We start from the raw sequence: 17,880 nt of genomic DNA, 5'->3' as shown, positions 1-17,880 counted from the left end.
AAACAGCATGAAGTTTGCATTTCCCATCCTCACCGCCAAAGGGGAAGAGTTCAAGGACGTCAAGGCGCTAACGGAGCTGATAAATGGCGAGCAATCGGGTCACTATCTTCTTGGCAACCACAACAAGTGGCATGGCGGCGTTCATATCAGCGACAAGAGTGCCCCTTGGTGCAAGGATAAGTACCCCGTCAGAGCCATTGCCGATGGCAAGGTGGTGGCATTCCGGATGATGAAGGATTACTTGACCTCTGAATATCAGGGTGAGTCCCTACGCTATTCCAACTGCTTCTGCCTGGTGCAGCACGAATATTGTGAAATAAATGCAGAAACTAAAGCGAAAAACGAGTTCATCTTCTATTCGCTCTATATGCATCTGCTGCCTTGGGATAAGTACCAAAGCGCCGAAAAGCTGGTGCTGAACAAGGGTTGGAATGCGCGCAATTCTGTTCCCCATGCCAATCCCGATGCCGCTTTGCCTCGTTTCACCTTGCCCAAAGATACCGAACTGGAGATGGACAGCAGTGCGCCATCCCAGAAGGGGAATGTCGGGGGCAAGGAGTATGATTTCATCAAGGTGATTATCAAGAGCAAGCTTTCCAATGCCCAGATAAAAGAGGCCGAGAAGGCCGGCGTATTAGTCAGTGAGGGAAGCTCGGTTTGGATCGCCAATAGCCCGGATGCCGTCGAGGTGACCAAGCCCAATGTGCCTACTTGGCTATTCGATCAGATAGAGGCCGAATTATCGAAGAATATGGCCGGGCGTGCAGATCCTGTCTCGGATGATAAAAGCGGTCGCTTGATGGCAGGCAGTGGCAGCGTCTCACTGCCAGTCGGCACCAAGTTGCAGTATGATGCCCACCAACTCGAATTCCATTGGATTGGTGATAAAGCACGCAAGATGGCGAGATGCAACTATGTGATGCCGAATATTGAGGGTTCGCCAGGCAGCTGCGGTGTCGCCTGGGTGTGCGTCGAAGATGAATTTATCAAGGCAAATATGCTTCCCCCCTCCCATCTGGGCGAGCTATATGTGTTGCCATCCCCCGTGGCCATCGCGGCGGGGGAGACTATAGGTTACCTCGGTCTGGTGGAAACGCCGGGCTCTCTGATTGGAGGCAAAAAGAGCAAGCATCAAGTCCATCTTGAGGTGTTCACCCAGGATCCTCGGCTTGACGACGTACTGGCCAACAAGGCGGGAACAAAAGGCGGCGCTACCTATGCCAAGGTCCCTGCGGAACTCGTCTTGTACGAGAAGAAAAAGCAGGACGGTAAAGATCTCTGGGCGGCGACCGGTGACAAGAGTCTGGAAGAGCTGGTTGAATCACCCAAGCTTGAAAAAGACGCCACCAAGCAGGAGTGGGTCTGTGTCTCGTCAGGAAAATATGTCAAGAAAGAGCAAGTCGAATTGTTGAGCCAACATGACTGGCTGAAGATTGGTTTTAAAAAGGTCGATGGTTCTGGTTCCGACGGTTATCTAGATCCCGATGCCCCTCCAGCCTTTTTCACCGATCTGGTCAAGAGCTTCGATTCCGATGGCAATGGTGAACTTAGCAGCGAAGAGATACAGGCGGCCCTGCAAAACAGCAGCAATGCAGAAAAACTTCAGAAGCTAATCGTCAAGCATCCCAGTGAGTGGTATGAAAAATCATCAGCCAGCAGTTATCTGTGGCTAGATAAACTTATGACCAAGATTGGCCTGCCAGATTTTGATTTATTGGTTGACCATGAAAAGCAACGTATCGATAAGCTTGAGTGGATGCAGAGTGCAGCGAAGCTAAAGCTTGATAAGGAGGTTTGGCATATTCAGCCATTAACATTCTCACGGCTAAATGGCAATCAGTGTTTGTGTGGTCGAGATATTGAACTGAAACATTTAGAAATTGCAATCGAAGGGAAGGCTTCAGTGGAAAGTTTGTTTTCACGGTCTTCATATGCTGGTGTTACGAGTATTTCTGCAGATATCTTCCTCAAAGAGCTTAATTCAGCCATGAATTTTTATGGTGTTTCAACATGCCTTGATAAAATGCATTTTTTGGCTCAATGCCTTGTTGAAACTGACTTTTTTAGAACAACGGAAGAATATAAGAATAAAGACGGCACCACTCCATCTAAATGGGGCGAATATGGTGGTGGAAGTTTCTATCATGGTCGAGGACTAATACAGATAACACATAAAAAAAATTACGAGAAATATTTAGCATCAATTGATTTGTTGCCGATCAATAGTGATAAGGTCGAAATGCTTGCCAGTAAAATCCATCATGCTGTGTACTCTGCTGTGTGGTATTGGGTTTCTGGCTCGGCATGGGGCGATATAAGAGGTTTCACTAAAAATAACGATTTCTTGAAAGTAACTATTGCTGTAAATGGTGGTTTTAATCATGTAAAAGAGCGAAATGAGTCACTGCTGAGATTAAGCAAGAGCATAGATTGTAGTAATGTAGATTTTTCCAAATTGAAATTTTCAAAATTTGAGTTTTCTGAAAGTGCTCTTAAAGACTCTAAATGGTATAGCTCGTATAAAGATGGTTCAATGGTTAGGAAAGCGAATCAAGATCTGGAGTCTGTTAATGAATAATCCTTATCTCTTTTTTTTGTTGACTATTTGTGGTCTTGTACCTTCATGGGTATACGCTATTGAAGGCTGTTCAGATGAGATAGTTCACCAAGTTGAAACTAAAATTGAAAACGGTGAACCGATTAGCATACTTTCTATAAAATATAATGGGGAAGTAGAATCATTCACGGTACCCTTTACATCGGAAAATAGTTCATGTAAAAAAGTAAGCGGTAATAGAATTATAAAAATTTCAGTTGTTGCGGATAGGCCTAAAGTGAGTGCGATATATTATTTTGATATTGCTGAGAAAATTAATTATATAGGTAGTGCATCTATATTTACAAGCACTGGTGAGGAGCGAGTAAGTGGTATTGGTGAGATAAATAAAGGTAATGATATTACTAAGGTAAATTTGGAAGGAGTGGCAAATGAAGATTCTGCCATCATAAGCAAAATAATAGATGTCCCATATGTTCATGTAAACAGTGAAGTGCCTTACTTATACAGTAAAATGCGATATATTGAGATAGATGGACTATCAGAAAGCACTGGAAGCAAAATTTGTGACAGTGGAGATCGCGTTTTTTATTATTGTAAGACCACGTCAGGGCGTTATTTGAATTTATGTTACTCTCCATTTTCAGGAGATATAACTTATGCTTATGGTAAGCAGAAAAAAGAAATATCTCTTAACGACTACTCCTTAGTTGGGGATAGGTTTATTTTCAAAAATAAAAATACTAGCTACAATGTATCTCCTGAAAAGGGAGAGATTTCAGTCACACAGAATGGAAAAAAACTGGCTGTTATTTCATGCACATGAAGTTCCATGTTAAATTATTTTTCGTGACACCGGTTTAAGGCCGGTGTCTTTATAAAAAGGTGTACAGATCTAGTTATCACCTGACACCGGCCTCAAACCGGTGTCTTGTTTACGCTACGTTATCGCGTACTTCTTTCGGTATCAATTTCAGTCCCTTCTTGAACATGCTGTAGGGCGTCTGCCCTTCCATCATTCTGCCCTGATGAGGCCGCTTGGTGTTGTACTGCTCCAGATAGCTATCCAGGTCTGTCTGCATCTGCTCCACCGACTCATACCAGGTCGTCCTCCCCTTGATGCGGAAGTTGTTCATCCAACAGTGTCCGGTGCAGCCGCTCGATAAAGCCGTTGCTCTGCGGCCGGCGTACTTTGGTGGTCCGGTGTTCAATTCCCTCCAGTTGCAGGAACAACTCATAGGGATGATGGTCAGGGCGCCCGCAGAACTCGCGCCCGTTGTCCGACAGGACGGTATAAACCTGTGCCTCATGGGCTTCGAAGAACGGCAGCACCGCTTCATTGAGCACATGAACCGAGGTCACCGGCAGCTTGCTGGTGTAGAGCCGTCCCTAGGCGAGCAGTCCAGCACGGTTTGCAGTACACCTTGCCAACTCCTTGAGCTTGCTGATGAAAATGGTGTCGACCGTCATCAGTTCCTCGGTGTAGAGGACTTCTGTTTAGCATTCGCGAAACTCGGGGCTGAAGTGATCGGACAGGCGCATCTGCTCGTCATTGAGTTCAATCATCTGTTCTCGATGGGGTTTATCGAGGTAGAACAAGCGGTCGAGTTTGGAGGGCAAGCCGTGACGTTGCGACACGCCACTGACACAGTCTGCCCTGAAGCTGAAGTGAGTGCCGGCACTGCCCGCAGCGAGTATTTTTACAGGCAATCGTTAGGACACAAGGGGGGAGTTATTTCTACTGGATTAAAATGGATAGGATTGGGTGTTTTTGAAAGGAGTAAATGGGGTGGCTGATGGGGCTCGAACCCACGACAACCGGAATCACAATCCGGGACTCTACCAACTGAGCTACAGCCACCACTGAAAATTTCCATTAATACCATTCATCCCGGGGAGGGAGGATGTATTAATGGTGCGCCCTGCAGGATTCGAACCTGCGACCCACGGCTTAGAAGGCCGTTGCTCTATCCGACTGAGCTAAGGGCGCTCTGTATCGATCAGCCAAGGTGGCTCATCGATGAACTTGGTCGGTGATAAAGGATTCGAACCTTTGACCCTCTGGTCCCAAACCAGATGCGCTACCGGGCTGCGCTAATCACCGAAAATTTCTTGTCCAGCATACCGATAGCTGCGGTACTGGGCAACGGGCGGGCATCATACCCAAGCGGGAAAGGCAGCGTCAACGTATTTTTCCGCTAGTAAATTCAAGTGCCTACTTATTGCCCGCCCAGCGAGCGCTGCTAACACCCGCGCCAAAAAAATGCGACAATGCGCGGCAGTTGAACACATGGTGAGTGAAGAACGATGTCTGCCAAAATCATTGATGGAAAACAGGTTGCGCAAACGATTCGCAATCAGGTCGCAGCGCAAGTCCAACAGCGGTTGGCACAAGGGAAACGGGCGCCAGGTCTGGCGGTGATCCTGGTCGGGGTGGATCCGGCGTCTCAGGTCTATGTCGGCAGCAAGCGCCGCGCCTGTGAAGAGGTTGGATTTATCTCCCGCTCTTACGATTTGAGCGCAACGGCGAGCCAGGAAGAGTTGCTGACCCTGATCGACCGGCTCAATGATGATGCGGACGTAGACGGCATTCTGGTGCAACTGCCGCTACCGGCCCATTGTGATACGACTCAGGTGCTGGAGCGTATTCGTCCCGACAAGGACGTGGATGGCTTCCACCCCTACAACGTGGGCCGTCTGGCGCAACGCATTCCGGCACTGCGTCCCTGTACGCCCAAAGGCATCATGACCCTGATAGAGACCACTGGCGTCAAGACTCATGGTCTGCATGCTGTGGTGGTCGGCGCATCCAACATAGTGGGGCGCCCGATGACGCTGGAGCTGCTGCTGGCCGGTTGCACCACGACCACCTGCCACCGCTTCACTCAGGATCTGGAACAACAGGTGCGTCGTGCCGACTTGCTGGTCGTGGCCGTGGGCAAGCCGAACTTCATTCCGGGAGAGTGGGTCAAGCCGGGTGCCCTGGTGATCGACGTGGGCATCAATCGTCTGGCAGACGGCTCTCTGGTGGGGGATGTGGAGTTCGAGACGGCGCGTAATCATGCCTCTTTCATCACACCGGTTCCGGGTGGTGTCGGCCCCATGACGGTAGCGAGCCTGATGGAAAACACCCTGAGTGCCTGTCAGGACTATCACGACCAGGCACTGTGATGATGGGTGAAGCCTGCATCTGATGGGCTTCACGCTCGCACTCAAAGCTCAAAATAAAAAACCCGGCAACCTTGCGGTTCGCCGGGTTTTTTATTTATCCAGTTTGACTCTTACATGTTCTGTGCTTCGTTTGGCACGATGACAGAGGCGTGATTTCCTTTCGGCCCCTGCTGCAGTTCGAAGTTGACTGCCTGACCTGCTTTCAAGGTCTTGTAACCTTCCATTTGTATCGTGGAGTAGTGGGCGAAGATATCTTCACCACCCCCTTCCGGACAGATAAACCCAAATCCTTTTGCGTTGTTAAACCACTTGACTGTTCCGGTTGCCATACATCTACATCCTTTTATTGATTACCCTGAAGTCGTTGAGTAACCTGCGCCAGCCCTTTATAACTAGTAGCATACGTCTATAGCAGACGGGCGCCGATTAGCAAGTAACCAATCTAGTCTAACTTTTGAGCGAGTCAAGGAGTTGTTAACAACTGATGTGATCTGGTTAACAAGTCTATTGACAATCTTGTGTTAGACGGTAGTAATCTAGAGGTACCGAAGCGCGACTATGAGCAAGCAGAAAGAACTCTTTGCTAATGAAGAGATTGCACAAGCAGAGAAAACGAAGCTGCAACCGCCCCCCATGTACAAGGTCGTCCTGAACAACGACGACTACACACCGATGGAGTTTGTGGTGGAGGTGCTGCAAAAGTTCTTTGGTATGGATTTGGACAAGGCTACCCAAGTGATGCTGAGTGTGCATTATAGTGGTAAGGGAGTCTGTGGTACGTTTACCGCCGAGATTGCCGAAACCAAAGTGGTCCAGGTCAACACCTATTCACGTAACAACGAACATCCACTGCTATGTACCATGGAAAAGGCTTGAATCTGATGACTTGATGGCGAGAACGACACCACATTGTTGCTGTACTAGGGGAGGTGCCTATGTTGAATAAAGATCTAGAAAAGACGCTGAACGAGGCTTTCAAACTGGCCCGTGACGAGCGCCACGAATTCATGACTGTCGAGCACCTGTTGTTAGCCCTGCTGGATAACAGCTCAGCCCATGAGGCGTTGAGTTCGTGTGGTGCTGATGTGGAACTGATGCGCAAAGAGATCAGCGCATTCATCGGTCAAACAACCCCGCTTATTCCCCGCGATGATGAAGACAGAGAAACCCAGCCCACACTTGGCTTCCAGCGAGTGCTGCAGCGTGCTGTCTTCCATGTGCAATCCTCTGGCAATACTGAGGTCAGCGGCGCCAATGTGCTGGTGGCCATCTTCAGTGAGCAGGAATCTCAGGCGGCCTATTTTCTGAAAAAGGCCGAGATAAGCCGGCTGGATGTGGTCAATTTCCTCTCCCACGGGGTGCGAAAAGACAGCAAGCCGGACAACAGCAGTAACAATGCCGAGTCTGACGATGATGTCTCTGCTGCCCAGATAGAAAGCTTTGCCACCAACCTGAATCAGCTGGTGCTGGAAGGGCGTATCGACCCGCTCATCGGCCGCGATCAGGAACTGAGCCGCACCATCCAGGTATTGTGCCGTCGCCGCAAGAACAATCCGCTGCTGGTGGGTGAAGCCGGTGTCGGCAAGACAGCCATCGCCGAAGGCCTGGCCTATCGCATTGTCAAGGGAGATGTGCCCGATGTGATTGCCGGTAGCACCATCTATTCACTCGATATGGGATCCTTGCTGGCGGGCACCAAGTATCGTGGTGATTTCGAAAAACGCCTCAAAGTGTTGCTCAAGCAGATTGAGCGTCAGGAAGGGGCCATCCTCTTCATCGACGAGATCCACACCATCATAGGGGCCGGTGCGGCTTCGGGTGGCCAGCTTGACGCCGCCAACCTCATCAAGCCGTTGCTCTCCAATGGTTTGCTGCGCTGTGTCGGGTCGACAACCTACCAGGAATACTCCCAGATCTTCGAGAAAGACCGTGCCTTGGCCCGTCGCTTCCAGAAGATCGATATTGTCGAGCCGAGTGTGGATGACACCACTCGTATCCTGATGGGGCTCAAGAGCCGTTACGAATCGCACCATGGTGTGCGTTATACCGTGAAGGCGATCCGTGCTGCGGTCGAACTCTCGGCCAAGTACATCAACGACCGCCATCTGCCTGACAAGGCCATCGACGTGATCGACGAGGCCGGGGCAGGGCAGCGGCTGCTGCCGGTGAGCAAGCGCAAGAAAGTGATCAATGTGCCGGAAATCGAAGCCATCGTTGCAAAGATTGCCCGTATCCCGGAGAAATCTGTTTCTTCTTCCGACAAGGAAGTGCTGAAGAACTTGGAGCGCAATCTCAAGATGGTGGTGTTTGGCCAGGACAAGGCCATAGAGGTGTTGACCGATGCCATCCGGCTGTCACGCTCAGGTCTTGGCAATGAACGCCGTCCTGTGGGTTGCTTCCTGTTTGCCGGCCCGACCGGGGTAGGCAAGACGGAGGTCACCCAGCAGCTTGGCAAGGCGCTCGGGGTGGAAATGCTGCGTTTTGATATGTCCGAGTACATGGAGCGCCATACCGTCTCACGTTTGATTGGTGCCCCTCCCGGTTATGTCGGTTTTGAACAGGGCGGCTTGCTGACCGACTCAGTGCTCAAGCATCCCCACTCGGTGGTGTTGCTGGACGAGATTGAGAAGGCGCACCCGGATGTGTTCAACCTGCTGTTGCAGGTAATGGACAACGGGACCCTGACGGACAACAACGGGCGTAAGGCCGATTTCCGTAACGTGATCCTGGTGATGACCACCAACGCCGGTGTGCAGGAGACCCAGCGCAAGTCCATTGGCTTCCAGCAACAAGACATGAGCCACGATGCCATGGCGGTGATCAACAAGACGTTCAGTCCTGAGTTCCGCAACCGACTGGATCACACCATCTGGTTCAACCATCTGGATATGCAGGTGATCCACCAAGTGGTCGACAAGTTCATTGTCGAGTTGCAGGTACAGCTGGATGCCAAGGGCGTGTCTCTTGAAGTGTCCGAGGGTGTCCGCCACTGGTTGGCCGAGAAGGGATATGACAGGGCCATGGGAGCCAGACCCATGGGACGGGTCATCCAAGAACACCTCAAGAAACCACTGGCCAATGAAATCCTGTTTGGAGCACTGGTTGATGGAGGGGTAGTGAAGGTTGAGTTGGTAAATGACAGCCTCAGCTTTGACTTTCAGGTCAATATTGAAGCTGTCTCCCACTAAGCACTGATAGTTAGAAAGCGACAAAAAACCCCAGCCGAGAGGTTGGGGTTTTTTGCTGAATTCCTGGCTTAGCGAGAGCGGAAAACAATACGTCCCTTGGAGAGATCGTACGGAGTCAGAGCTACCGTTACTTTGTCCCCAGTCAGGATACGGATGTAGTTTTTGCGCATCTTGCCGGAAATATGAGCGATAACCACGTGACCATTTTCCAGTTCCACACGGAACATGGTATTGGGCAGGGTTTCGAGAATGGTGCCCTGCATCTCAATACTGTCTTCTTTAGCCATTGAATCCTCTTGATAAGCCACAACAAAAATCCGCTGGATCATGCCGGATTTAAGGCTATGTGTAAAGTTTACTCGGGCTTGGTGTCGATATTTTTCCATTCCCCCTGTATCAGCCGCTCGTGAGGCAGGTATTGGCGCTTGTAATTCATCTTGCGGCACGCTTCCACCAGATAGCCAAGATACAACCAGGTGCGACCTGTGCGCTTGGCCAGATCCAGCTGACTCAGAATGGCAAAGGTACCGAGGGAGCGATCGGCGTGAGCCGGATCGAAAAAGGTATACATGGCGCTCAAGGAGTGGGGGAGCAGATCCGTGGTAGCGACCCCGATCAGCCGGTTGTCCTTGCGCATTTCGAGGTAAAGTGGCGGCATCCAGTCGCAATGCAAAAAGCCCTTGTACTGGGTCCGGCTGGGGGGATACATGCTGCCGTCATGGTGACGCTCGCGAATGTAGCGCTCGTAGAGCTGGTAATACTCGGGCTTGTCGTCATAGCTGAGCACCAGTTCAAGGTCCTGATTCAACTGACGGATCCGCTTCTGGCTGCGGCTCGGCACAAAGCGTTCGCTGTGAATGCGCAGCGACTGGCAGGCACTGCAGGCGGGGCAGTGGGGCCGATATATGTCATTTCCGCTGCGCCGAAATCCCGCCGTCAGCAATCGCTCATAGCCGCTGGCATTGAGCAGGTTGTGGTCCATCAATACCAGCAGTTGCTCCTGTTCATGGCCCAGATAGCTGCATTGATGCTTGGGGGTCAGGCCTACCTTGAGGATCACTTCTTCTGTCATAGGCTGATGCTCCCCGCTTGCCAGCAGTTATCTGCCAACGGCTGCCGGCTCAGTTTGCTCAGCGCCGTCACAAACGTCTCTCTTGGCCACTCCTGGATCCCCATGGTAGCCAGAAAATCATTCTGCATCTGGCAATCGATTAGTGCACCACCGTGGCGGGCGAAGTGGTGACAGAGCGCCACCATGGCCAGCTTGGCGCCGTTGTCGATGCGGCTGAACATGGACTCACCGCAGAAGAGGCGGCCGAGGGAGAGGCCATAGAGGCCAGCTTGCAACTGGCCATGCTGCCAGATCTCGACGGAGTGGGCATGGCCAAGGCGATGAAGTTGTCGATAGGCGTCGATCATGGGCGTGCTTATCCAGGTTCCACTGGCGCTGCGACGGGGGGCGGCGCAGGCCGCTATTACCTCATTAAAGGCGCGATTGATGGAAATATCGAATGAGGTGCGGCGGATAAATTTGCGCAGGCTGCGACCTATGTGCAGCTGTTCGGGGATGATGACCCCTCTGGGATCCGGCGACCACCACAGCAACGGCTGGTGGGGCTCATTCCACGGGAAGATCCCCTTGTGGTAAGCTGCCAGCAATCGTTCAGGGGAGAGATCCCCGCCGATCGCCAGCAGGCCGTTGGGTTCATCCAGTGCGTGCTCGGGGTCGGGAAACCAGCACAGCGCATCATCCAATTGGGTAAGATAGCGAGACATAAGGCGAAGAGGTTCACAGATGAAGGCCATTATCCTGATAGTATCCAGCTTGCTCTGCTTTGTCACTGCGCCCGCCGGGGCCCAGGTTTACGAGCGCAACACGGCGCGGCCCGTCAATCAGGTGGTGTTTGGCCAGGTGGAGACGGTGCGCAACATCACCCAGCGCCAGATCCTGGAGTCTGAACATTCCGGCTGGAAAACCCTGGGCGGTGCCGTTTTGGGCGGCCTGCTTGGCAACCAGTTTGGCGGCGGTCACGGCCGTGAAATTGCCACCGCCGTCGGGGCGCTGGCCGGCGCGGCTGCGGCGCAGCAATATCAGTCTGGCGACACTGTGGTGGAGAACAAGCTGGTAGAGCTGCTCATTCGCAACGAGCAAAACGGCTTGGTCAACGTTATCCAGGATTACGATCCGGCCATGGTATTCATGAACGGAGACAAGGTGCGCATCCTCTATTTCGACGATGGGGTACGAGTCGACAAGACCTACTGAGACAGGGCGCATCGAGCGAAGCAGAAAAGAGGGAAGGGGAGCAACCCGACGGTCTCCATTGGCAGGAGCCAGTCGGGCGGTACTACACGGAACTCATCTAGCTCAGGCAGATGAGCCCTGAGACACTATCTTGTCGCGACCTGTGTTTTTTGCCTGATAGAGCAGGCGATCCGCTTCACTCAGTGCCTCGTCCATGGAGACTCGCCCGACATTGATTACCCCGAAACTGGCGCGAACGAACAGCGGCGTCTCCCGTGACAAGGGTTGCTGACGCAGTTGTTGGCGCAGTCCCTCCAGCCGTTTGAGCAGCACTGGCACTGTGCAATGGGGCACCATAAGGGCAAATTCCTCTCCCCCAAAGCGGGCAATCATGGCATCGGGGAAGAACTGGGTCAGCAATCGGGTGAGGTGGCAGAGCAGTTGATCGCCGATGGCATGACCCCAGTGATCGTTGACCTGCTTGAAGTGATCCACATCGAGGACACACAGCGCGAGCGGCGTCTGCTGGCGCTGATGCTCCTCAAACCACTTTTGCCCCTCGTTGAACCAGTAGCGTCGGTTATAAAGCCCGGTCAGGTAGTCACGGTTGGCGGATTCCTGAATGCTGTTGAACTGCTCAAGCGCCTCCAGGTTATGGCTGACCCGACACTGCAACTCTTCCGGCTCGAACGGCTGGTTGAGAAAGTCGTTGGCCCCTTGCTTGAGGTAGCGGGCAGACAAGCCCCGTTTGTCCGACACCGAGATCCCTATGATGGCGAGCTGCTGCTTGCTGTAGCGCTCTCGCAGCATCCGTACCAGGCTGATGCCGTCAATTTCCGGCATGTAGTAGTCGACCAGTACCAGCCGGATGGCCGGATGCTGCTCAAGGGTGGCAAGGGCTTCGCGGGCATGGCTCGCCTCGTGGACCAGCAACAACTGCTTGCGTAGCTGTGCCATGGTGCGGTGGCGGGAGGTGCGTGAATCATCGACGACCAGCACTTCAATCTGCTGATTGAGATAGAGGCGATGTACCAGACCGACCGCGTATTGCAGGGAGTGACGTGAATCTTTCATCACATAATCCAGCACCCCTGCTTCCAGCCAGGCCTCCCGCTTGTCTTCACTGATGTCGGCGGTGAGGATCACCACTGGCAAGCCTCGCTCCAGCAACACCTTGACGGCTTCCCCGCTGGGAGCATCAGGCAGGGTGAGATCCACCAGTGCGACCACGTATTCGTCTCCCTGGCAGTGACGTGCCCCCTCCAGGGTATCGAAGGCATCAATCTCCAGGCCAGTTTGCTGCGCGATGGCCTGGATCAACATGCGACGGATCGTCATGCTATCTTCGACAATCAATATTTTCTGTTTCATCCGGCTCCTTAACGTAAAAAGGCATGCCTCACGGCATGCCTTTTATATCCCTTGCGCTTATTGCGCGTCCAGATATCGCTCGGCATCGAGGGCGGCCATGCAGCCGGTGCCGGCAGACGTGATGGCCTGACGGTAGTTGTGATCGGCCACGTCACCGGCGGCAAATACCCCTTCAATGCTGGTCTGGGTGGCAAAGCCGTCCAGTCCGCCACGCACGATCAGATAGCCGTTTTGCATCGCCAGCTGGCCCTCGAAGATCTGGGTATTCGGCTGGTGACCGATAGCGATGAATACGCCCATCAGCGGCAGATCTGTCGTGGTGTCATCCTGCGTGCTGCGCAGGCGCACACCGGTCACGCCCATCTGATCCCCCAGTACTTCGTCCAGGGTCTGGTGGGTGTGCAGCACTATGTTGCCGCTCGCTACCTTGTCGTGCAGACGCTTGATCAGGATCTTCTCGGCGCGAAACTCATCGCGGCGGTGAATGAGGTGCACCTTCTTGGCGATGTTGGCCAGATAGAGTGCCTCTTCCACTGCGGTATTGCCGCCGCCGATCACAGCCACTTCCTGGTTGCGATAGAAGAAGCCGTCGCATGTAGCGCAGGCGGAGACGCCGCGTCCCTTGAAGGCCTCTTCGGAAGGCAGTCCCAAATATTTGGCGGAGGCGCCGGTGGCGATGATCAGCGCATCGCAGGTGTATTCGGCGCTGTCGCCCTTGAGGCGAAACGGACGCTGGGTCAGCTCCACTTCATTGATGTGATCAAACAGGATGCGGGTATCGAACTTCTCCGCATGGGCCTTCATGCGCTCCATCAGGGCTGGACCGGTCAGACCTTCGGGATCACCGGGCCAGTTTTCCACCTCTGTGGTGGTGGTCAGCTGACCACCTTGCTGCATGCCTGTGATGAGCAGAGGATTCAGGTTGGCGCGGGCTGCGTAGACGGCGGCAGTGTAACCGGCCGGGCCTGATCCCAGGATCAGCAGTTTGCTGTGAGTGACTTGGCTCATGATGTGATTTCCGAGACGTGATGAGTTTGCGCGATTGTAGGTAATTCGTGATATGGGGTCAAAGGTCAGTGAGTCGATTGTGCCAATCGATGATGGGTGCAGGCTGATGCTCATGTTGAGGTGAAAAGGGTCCATTCTGGACGGATCCTGACTCAGAGAAGTGCGTTTGCCGGCGCCAGGTTGGGCGTGGCTTGCGAGTTCGCTCGGGATGATCTTGGTCCCCCGGTATTTCGGCTGCGTTGTCGTGTCTTGCCTTGCCTCGTTGACGAAGCCATCAACCTGATGTGTACGGGTGAGGGGCTTCTTGTTTTGCCCGTATCTGTGTCATGCCGACGATGGCCGAACCCGGCTTCATGCGGACAATATGGTCATGGTTGACAACTCTTGGCGCAGTGGCGCCCGATACCATCATTGCGTAGCAGATCCCTGTCTTGACCACCTCAACAGCAAGATGACCCTAAGCAGAGTACCAAGACAGTCAGGTAGAAGAGGAGCATGCGGGCTATTCGAATGAATAGAGATGCGTTCAGCCACTTTCTTCGCCATGGGCGGCAGCGTCAGGTCATTTCTGGGTGGATGGTTTAGAGGGGGCCGCGATTGAAGGATAGGGCCAGTGCCTGGGACCCAATGCAAACAGGTGGCACAACGGGATTAAAGAGGGGATGTTCCCCGCGGGTCAGGCATGTTTGATGTGCGGAGTTATCTGGTCTGGATGATCATCCGGTCTTGGCGAAAACGGCTGCTGCAGAGACCAAAATATCGGCACCGACAGCGCGATAATCTGCCTCATCCAAATCAATGCCGCTTCCTGCGCCGCTTTGGACGAAAACAGTATGGTTTCGTGCTGTCAGTTCACGTACACTGGCCGGAACCATGTCTAGGCGATATTCATGGTTTTTTATTTCTTTAGGTACACCGATAATCATGCTATCCCTCGTCTATCGACCGGTGTTTTATGTTGCTTCAAGGTTACGTAACATTTGCGCCTAGCATATTCAGGTATTGACAGGATTTGTGACCATAATTATAAAATGACTGGTGATTCTTACCAAAAAATAGCCAAAGGATGGAATAAAATGATGGAAGCTAAGAGTCGGCTAAAGGATTTGGACAGGATTGACCGCAACATTCTGAATGAACTGCAAAAGGATGGCAGGATTTCGAACGTTGAGTTGTCCAAGCGAGTTGGCCTGAGTCCTACACCGTGTCTGGAACGGGTTCGTCGCCTCGAGCGACAAGGTTATATCGAAGGATATGCCGCTATTCTGAACCCTCATTATCTGGATGCGTCTCTGCTGGTGTTCGTGGAAATTACCCTCAATCGCGGTGCGCCGGATGTGTTTGAACAGTTCAACAAGGCTGTTCAGGTGCTTGAAGAGATCCAGGAGTGCCATCTGGTCTCCGGCGATTTCGACTATCTGCTCAAGACCCGCGTCAGCGACATGTCGGCCTACCGCCGCCTGCTGGGGGAAACCCTGCTGCGACTGCCCGGCGTCAATGACACCCGCACCTATGTGGTGATGGAAGAGGTCAAGCAGAGCAGTCGTCTGGTGATCAGCACCCGTTGAGTTGGGTTATGCTGTGGCTTGCCAGGCTAATGACAAGTCACGACAGTCAGAAACGAGCGGCCGGTCCGCTCGTTTCTTCTTATCGAGTTGGTTGTGAATATGGCCCAGCCCATCAGGCACTGGCTGACAATCGGTGGGCTTTTCAGGGATACTAGGCCCCCTTATCCCCCCGCATTATATGTTTTCAGAAAGGAGCCGGAGTTTGGCCGATAAAAAGCTGTTTACTCCTTTATCAGGTACACAACGGATCTTCGAAGCCGTCTTGATCGCCATCACTCTGATGGCTGCCTATCTCTTGCTTGCCCTGTTGTCCTATCATCCCGCCGATCCCGGTTGGTCGCAGACCTCCTGGCAAGGGGAGGTGAAGAACCTCGCCGGCAGCGCGGGGGCCTGGCTCGCCGATATCACCATGTTTACCTTTGGGGCTTTCTCCTATCTGGTCCCCCCCCTGGTAGTTTTACTGGGCTGGAGCCTGTTCTGGCGTCCGAGCCGGCTGCTGGATGTGGACTATCTCACCCTGTCGGTGCGCATCGTCGGCTTCGTGCTGACCGTGCTCGGCATGTCCGCCATTGCCAGCATGAACTTCAATGACATGCAGAATTTTTCCGCCGGTGGCCTGGTGGGGGACGTGATCGCCTCCGCCGTGGTGCCGCTGTTTGGCGGCGTCGGTGCCAATCTGATGTTGCTCTGCTTCGTGGCAACCGGCATCACACTGTTTACCGGCTGGTCCTGGCTCACCATAGTCGAGCGGATTGGCGCCACCTGTACCGGTTCGGTCAGCGCTATCTACCACTTCCCCACCACACTGGGTCGCTGGTTGACCGGTGGCTGGCGTCAGCCCCGTTATGAGGGAGCAGATCCCTTGCTGGAAGGGGGTGTCGGTGCCCTCGAGCTCGATGATGAAGACGAGGATGAGCCGCACTCCAGCTGGACCCGTCGTCCCAAGGGTAACGGTACCGCCAAGGGCCAGAAGGCAACCTCCGATGAGTGGCTGCCGGAGCTCGATGAAGATACCTTCCAGTTCGACCCGCAGTTTGATGATGAAGATGACGAGCCGGCACCCGTGGCCAAACCCAAGCGCGCTGCCGCTGCCAATGCCCGTCGCCAGCCGGCCCTGACCACGGCCGATGACGAGGATGACGAATTCGATCTGCCTTGGGCCAAGGGTGAGGATGAGCCGGTCGCACCGGTTGCCGCCGCGCCGGGCAAGCCCAAGCGCCGTGTGCAACTGAGCATGCCCCCCTTGCCGAGCATCGAGCTGCTGGACAGACCGCCCGCCAAGACCCAGATGATGAGCAAAGACGAGCTGGACCGTATGGGCCGTTTGGTGGAAGCCAAGCTGGCCGACTACAACGTGCAGGCCAAGGTGGTCGGTGTCTATCCGGGCCCTGTCATCACCCGTTTCGAGCTGGATCTGGCCCCTGGCATGAAGGCGAGCAAGATCACCAACCTGTCGCGGGACTTGGCCCGATCACTTTCCGCCAGCAGTGTGCGGGTGGTGGAAGTGATCCCGGGCAAGACTTTCGTCGGTATCGAGTTGCCCAACCGGGTGCGCCAGACCGTTTACCTGCGCGAGACTCTCGATTGCGATGCTTTCCGTGATAGCCGCAACCCCCTTACCATGGGGCTCGGTCAGGACATCGCAGGGGAGCCCGTGGTGGTGAATCTGGCCAAGATGCCGCACTTGCTGGTGGCCGGTACGACCGGTTCGGGCAAGTCGGTGGGGGTCAACACCATGATCATCTCCATGCTCTACAAGTCGTCCCCGGACGATCTGCGTTTCATCATGATCGACCCCAAGATGCTGGAGCTCTCTGTCTACGAAGGGATCCCCCATCTGCTGACCGAAGTGGTCACCGACATGAAGGATGCTGCCAACGCCCTGCGCTGGTGTGTGGGCGAGATGGAGCGCCGTTACAAGCTGATGTCGGCGGTCGGAGTGCGTAACCTCAAGGGCTACAACGACAAGGTATTGGCCGCGGCTGCTGAGGGAGAACCGATGCGGGATCCCTTGTGGCGCCCGGGTGACTCCATGGATCAGATGCCGCCGGAGCTGGAAAAGCTGCCCCACATAGTGGTGGTGGTGGACGAATTCGCCGACATGATGATGATTGTCGGCAAGAAGGTCGAAGAGCTTATCGCCCGTATTGCCCAGAAAGCGCGGGCCGCCGGTATTCACCTCATACTGGCGACCCAGCGTCCCTCTGTGGATGTGATCACCGGTCTTATCAAGGCCAACATACCGACCCGCATCTCGTTCCAGGTGTCGAGCAAGATAGACTCACGTACCATTCTGGATCAGGGCGGTGCTGAATCCCTGCTTGGCATGGGCGACATGCTCTACATGCCGGCCGGTACCTCCAACCCCACCCGTGTCCATGGCGCCTTCGTCGATGATCACGAGGTACACAAGGTGGTGGCGGACTGGAAACTGCGCGGTGAGCCGAACTACATCGAAGAGATCCTCTCCGGTGAGTCGGGCGGTGAGGGCGGCAGCAGCGAATATGGCGGTGGTGGCGATGAAGAGCTCGACCCCCTGTTTGACGAGGCGGTGGCCTTTGTAGTGGAGTCGCGCCGTGGCTCGACGTCCAGCGTGCAGCGCAAATTCAAGATTGGTTACAACCGTGCGGCTCGTCTCATCGAGCAGATGGAAAATCAGGGTATCGTCAGCTCGCCGGGCGGCAATGGTCAGCGCGATGTGCTGGCACCGCCGCCGGTACGGGACTAAGGCTCACCCTTCCTCTACCCTGGCCATGCCCTCACCGGGTGTGG

At 53.9% G+C, this 17,880-nt stretch carries 14 protein-coding genes, 3 tRNA genes and 2 pseudogenes; 8 read left to right on the top strand and 11 right to left on the bottom strand.

The window, feature by feature from the left end:
* Window positions 1-7 precede the first annotated feature (7 nt).
* Both GWQ31_RS06465 and GWQ31_RS06460 read left to right on the top strand, forming a co-directional pair.
* Window positions 8-2,578: a hypothetical protein gene (locus GWQ31_RS06465; RefSeq protein ID WP_275908924.1), complete on the top strand. Its 2,571-nt coding sequence runs from the start codon at window positions 8-10 to the stop codon at window positions 2,576-2,578.
* Window positions 2,571-3,383 (top strand): hypothetical protein, encoded by an 813-nt coding sequence (locus GWQ31_RS06460; RefSeq protein WP_275908923.1) that lies wholly within the window; start codon window positions 2,571-2,573, stop codon window positions 3,381-3,383. The genes GWQ31_RS06465 and GWQ31_RS06460 overlap by 8 nt, the downstream gene beginning before the upstream one ends.
* Window positions 3,384-3,492: 109 nt before the next feature.
* On the opposite strand, the pseudogene GWQ31_RS06455 reads toward GWQ31_RS06460, so the two are convergent.
* The 4 genes and pseudogenes from GWQ31_RS06455 to GWQ31_RS06440 all read right to left on the bottom strand — a co-directional run.
* A pseudogene (locus GWQ31_RS06455) lies at window positions 3,493-4,204 on the bottom strand (integrase core domain-containing protein); the annotation flags it as partial.
* Window positions 4,205-4,342: 138 nt separating this feature from the next.
* Window positions 4,343-4,418: transfer RNA gene (locus GWQ31_RS06450), tRNA-His, on the bottom strand.
* A gap of 52 nt (window positions 4,419-4,470) precedes the next feature.
* Window positions 4,471-4,547 (bottom strand) — tRNA-Arg (locus GWQ31_RS06445).
* 37 nt (window positions 4,548-4,584) lie between these two features.
* Window positions 4,585-4,661: transfer RNA gene (locus GWQ31_RS06440), tRNA-Pro, on the bottom strand.
* 203 nt (window positions 4,662-4,864) lie between these two features.
* On the opposite strand from GWQ31_RS06440, the gene folD reads away from it, so the two are divergent.
* A complete protein-coding gene (gene folD, locus GWQ31_RS06435) occupies window positions 4,865-5,728 on the top strand; it encodes a bifunctional methylenetetrahydrofolate dehydrogenase/methenyltetrahydrofolate cyclohydrolase FolD (protein ID WP_131730990.1) in 864 nt (287 codons plus the stop codon).
* A 110-nt stretch (window positions 5,729-5,838) separates the two neighbouring features.
* Here the strand turns inward: folD and cspD are convergent, their stop codons facing one another.
* On the bottom strand, window positions 5,839-6,057 hold the full coding sequence (gene cspD, locus GWQ31_RS06430; RefSeq protein ID WP_005300025.1) for a cold shock-like protein CspD: 219 nt from the start codon (window positions 6,055-6,057) through the stop codon (window positions 5,839-5,841).
* Between the two features lie 229 nt (window positions 6,058-6,286).
* Between cspD and clpS the strand changes: the two genes are divergently transcribed.
* Window positions 6,287-6,604: an ATP-dependent Clp protease adapter ClpS gene (gene clpS / locus GWQ31_RS06425; protein ID WP_005310725.1), complete on the top strand. Its 318-nt coding sequence runs from the start codon at window positions 6,287-6,289 to the stop codon at window positions 6,602-6,604.
* A 59-nt stretch (window positions 6,605-6,663) separates the two neighbouring features.
* Window positions 6,664-8,916 carry an ATP-dependent Clp protease ATP-binding subunit ClpA gene (gene clpA, locus GWQ31_RS06420; RefSeq protein ID WP_275908922.1) on the top strand — a complete coding sequence of 751 codons (2,253 nt, stop codon included), beginning with the start codon at window positions 6,664-6,666 and terminating at the stop codon, window positions 8,914-8,916.
* 68 nt (window positions 8,917-8,984) lie between these two features.
* Here clpA and infA read toward each other — a convergent pair whose 3' ends face one another.
* From infA to aat, 3 genes are all read right to left on the bottom strand, one after another.
* Window positions 8,985-9,203, bottom strand: a complete 219-nt coding sequence (infA, locus tag GWQ31_RS06415; RefSeq protein WP_005300033.1) for a translation initiation factor IF-1 — start codon at window positions 9,201-9,203, stop codon at window positions 8,985-8,987.
* Between the two features lie 68 nt (window positions 9,204-9,271).
* Window positions 9,272-9,988, bottom strand: coding sequence for an arginyltransferase (locus GWQ31_RS06410; protein ID WP_005310729.1), 717 nt, complete (start codon window positions 9,986-9,988; stop codon window positions 9,272-9,274).
* The gene (gene aat, locus GWQ31_RS06405) at window positions 9,985-10,692 is read right to left on the bottom strand and encodes a leucyl/phenylalanyl-tRNA--protein transferase (RefSeq protein WP_131730988.1); all 708 of its coding nucleotides are present in this window, start codon (window positions 10,690-10,692) and stop codon (window positions 9,985-9,987) included. Before aat ends, GWQ31_RS06410 begins: the two co-directional genes overlap by 4 nt.
* A gap of 19 nt (window positions 10,693-10,711) precedes the next feature.
* On the opposite strand from aat, the gene GWQ31_RS06400 reads away from it, so the two are divergent.
* Window positions 10,712-11,182, top strand: a complete 471-nt coding sequence (locus GWQ31_RS06400; RefSeq protein ID WP_275908921.1) for a glycine zipper 2TM domain-containing protein — start codon at window positions 10,712-10,714, stop codon at window positions 11,180-11,182.
* 102 nt (window positions 11,183-11,284) lie between these two features.
* Here GWQ31_RS06400 and GWQ31_RS06395 read toward each other — a convergent pair whose 3' ends face one another.
* From GWQ31_RS06395 to GWQ31_RS06385, 3 genes and pseudogenes are all read right to left on the bottom strand, one after another.
* A complete protein-coding gene (locus tag GWQ31_RS06395; protein WP_059112415.1) occupies window positions 11,285-12,532 on the bottom strand; it encodes a diguanylate cyclase in 1,248 nt (415 codons plus the stop codon).
* 57 nt (window positions 12,533-12,589) lie between these two features.
* Complete coding sequence (gene trxB, locus GWQ31_RS06390) at window positions 12,590-13,540, bottom strand: thioredoxin-disulfide reductase (RefSeq protein ID WP_021140586.1); 951 nt, start codon at window positions 13,538-13,540, stop codon at window positions 12,590-12,592.
* A gap of 725 nt (window positions 13,541-14,265) precedes the next feature.
* Window positions 14,266-14,466 (bottom strand): annotated as a pseudogene (locus GWQ31_RS06385) (alanine dehydrogenase); the annotation flags it as partial.
* Window positions 14,467-14,616: 150 nt separating this feature from the next.
* Here GWQ31_RS06385 and lrp point away from each other — a divergent pair.
* Window positions 14,617-15,108, top strand: a complete 492-nt coding sequence (gene lrp, locus GWQ31_RS06380) for a leucine-responsive transcriptional regulator Lrp (RefSeq protein ID WP_005300047.1) — start codon at window positions 14,617-14,619, stop codon at window positions 15,106-15,108.
* A gap of 202 nt (window positions 15,109-15,310) precedes the next feature.
* Window positions 15,311-17,836, top strand: coding sequence for a DNA translocase FtsK 4TM domain-containing protein (locus tag GWQ31_RS06375; RefSeq protein WP_275908919.1), 2,526 nt, complete (start codon window positions 15,311-15,313; stop codon window positions 17,834-17,836).
* The last annotated feature ends 44 nt before the right edge of the window (window positions 17,837-17,880 follow it).

Origin of the sequence: Aeromonas sp. 2MA4 (assembly GCF_029237305.1) — a bacterium.
GTDB classification, from domain to species: domain Bacteria; phylum Pseudomonadota; class Gammaproteobacteria; order Enterobacterales; family Aeromonadaceae; genus Aeromonas; species Aeromonas salmonicida.
The sequence above is the reverse complement of the archived record's forward strand: the minus strand, read 5'-3'. Positions and strand labels throughout refer to the sequence as shown.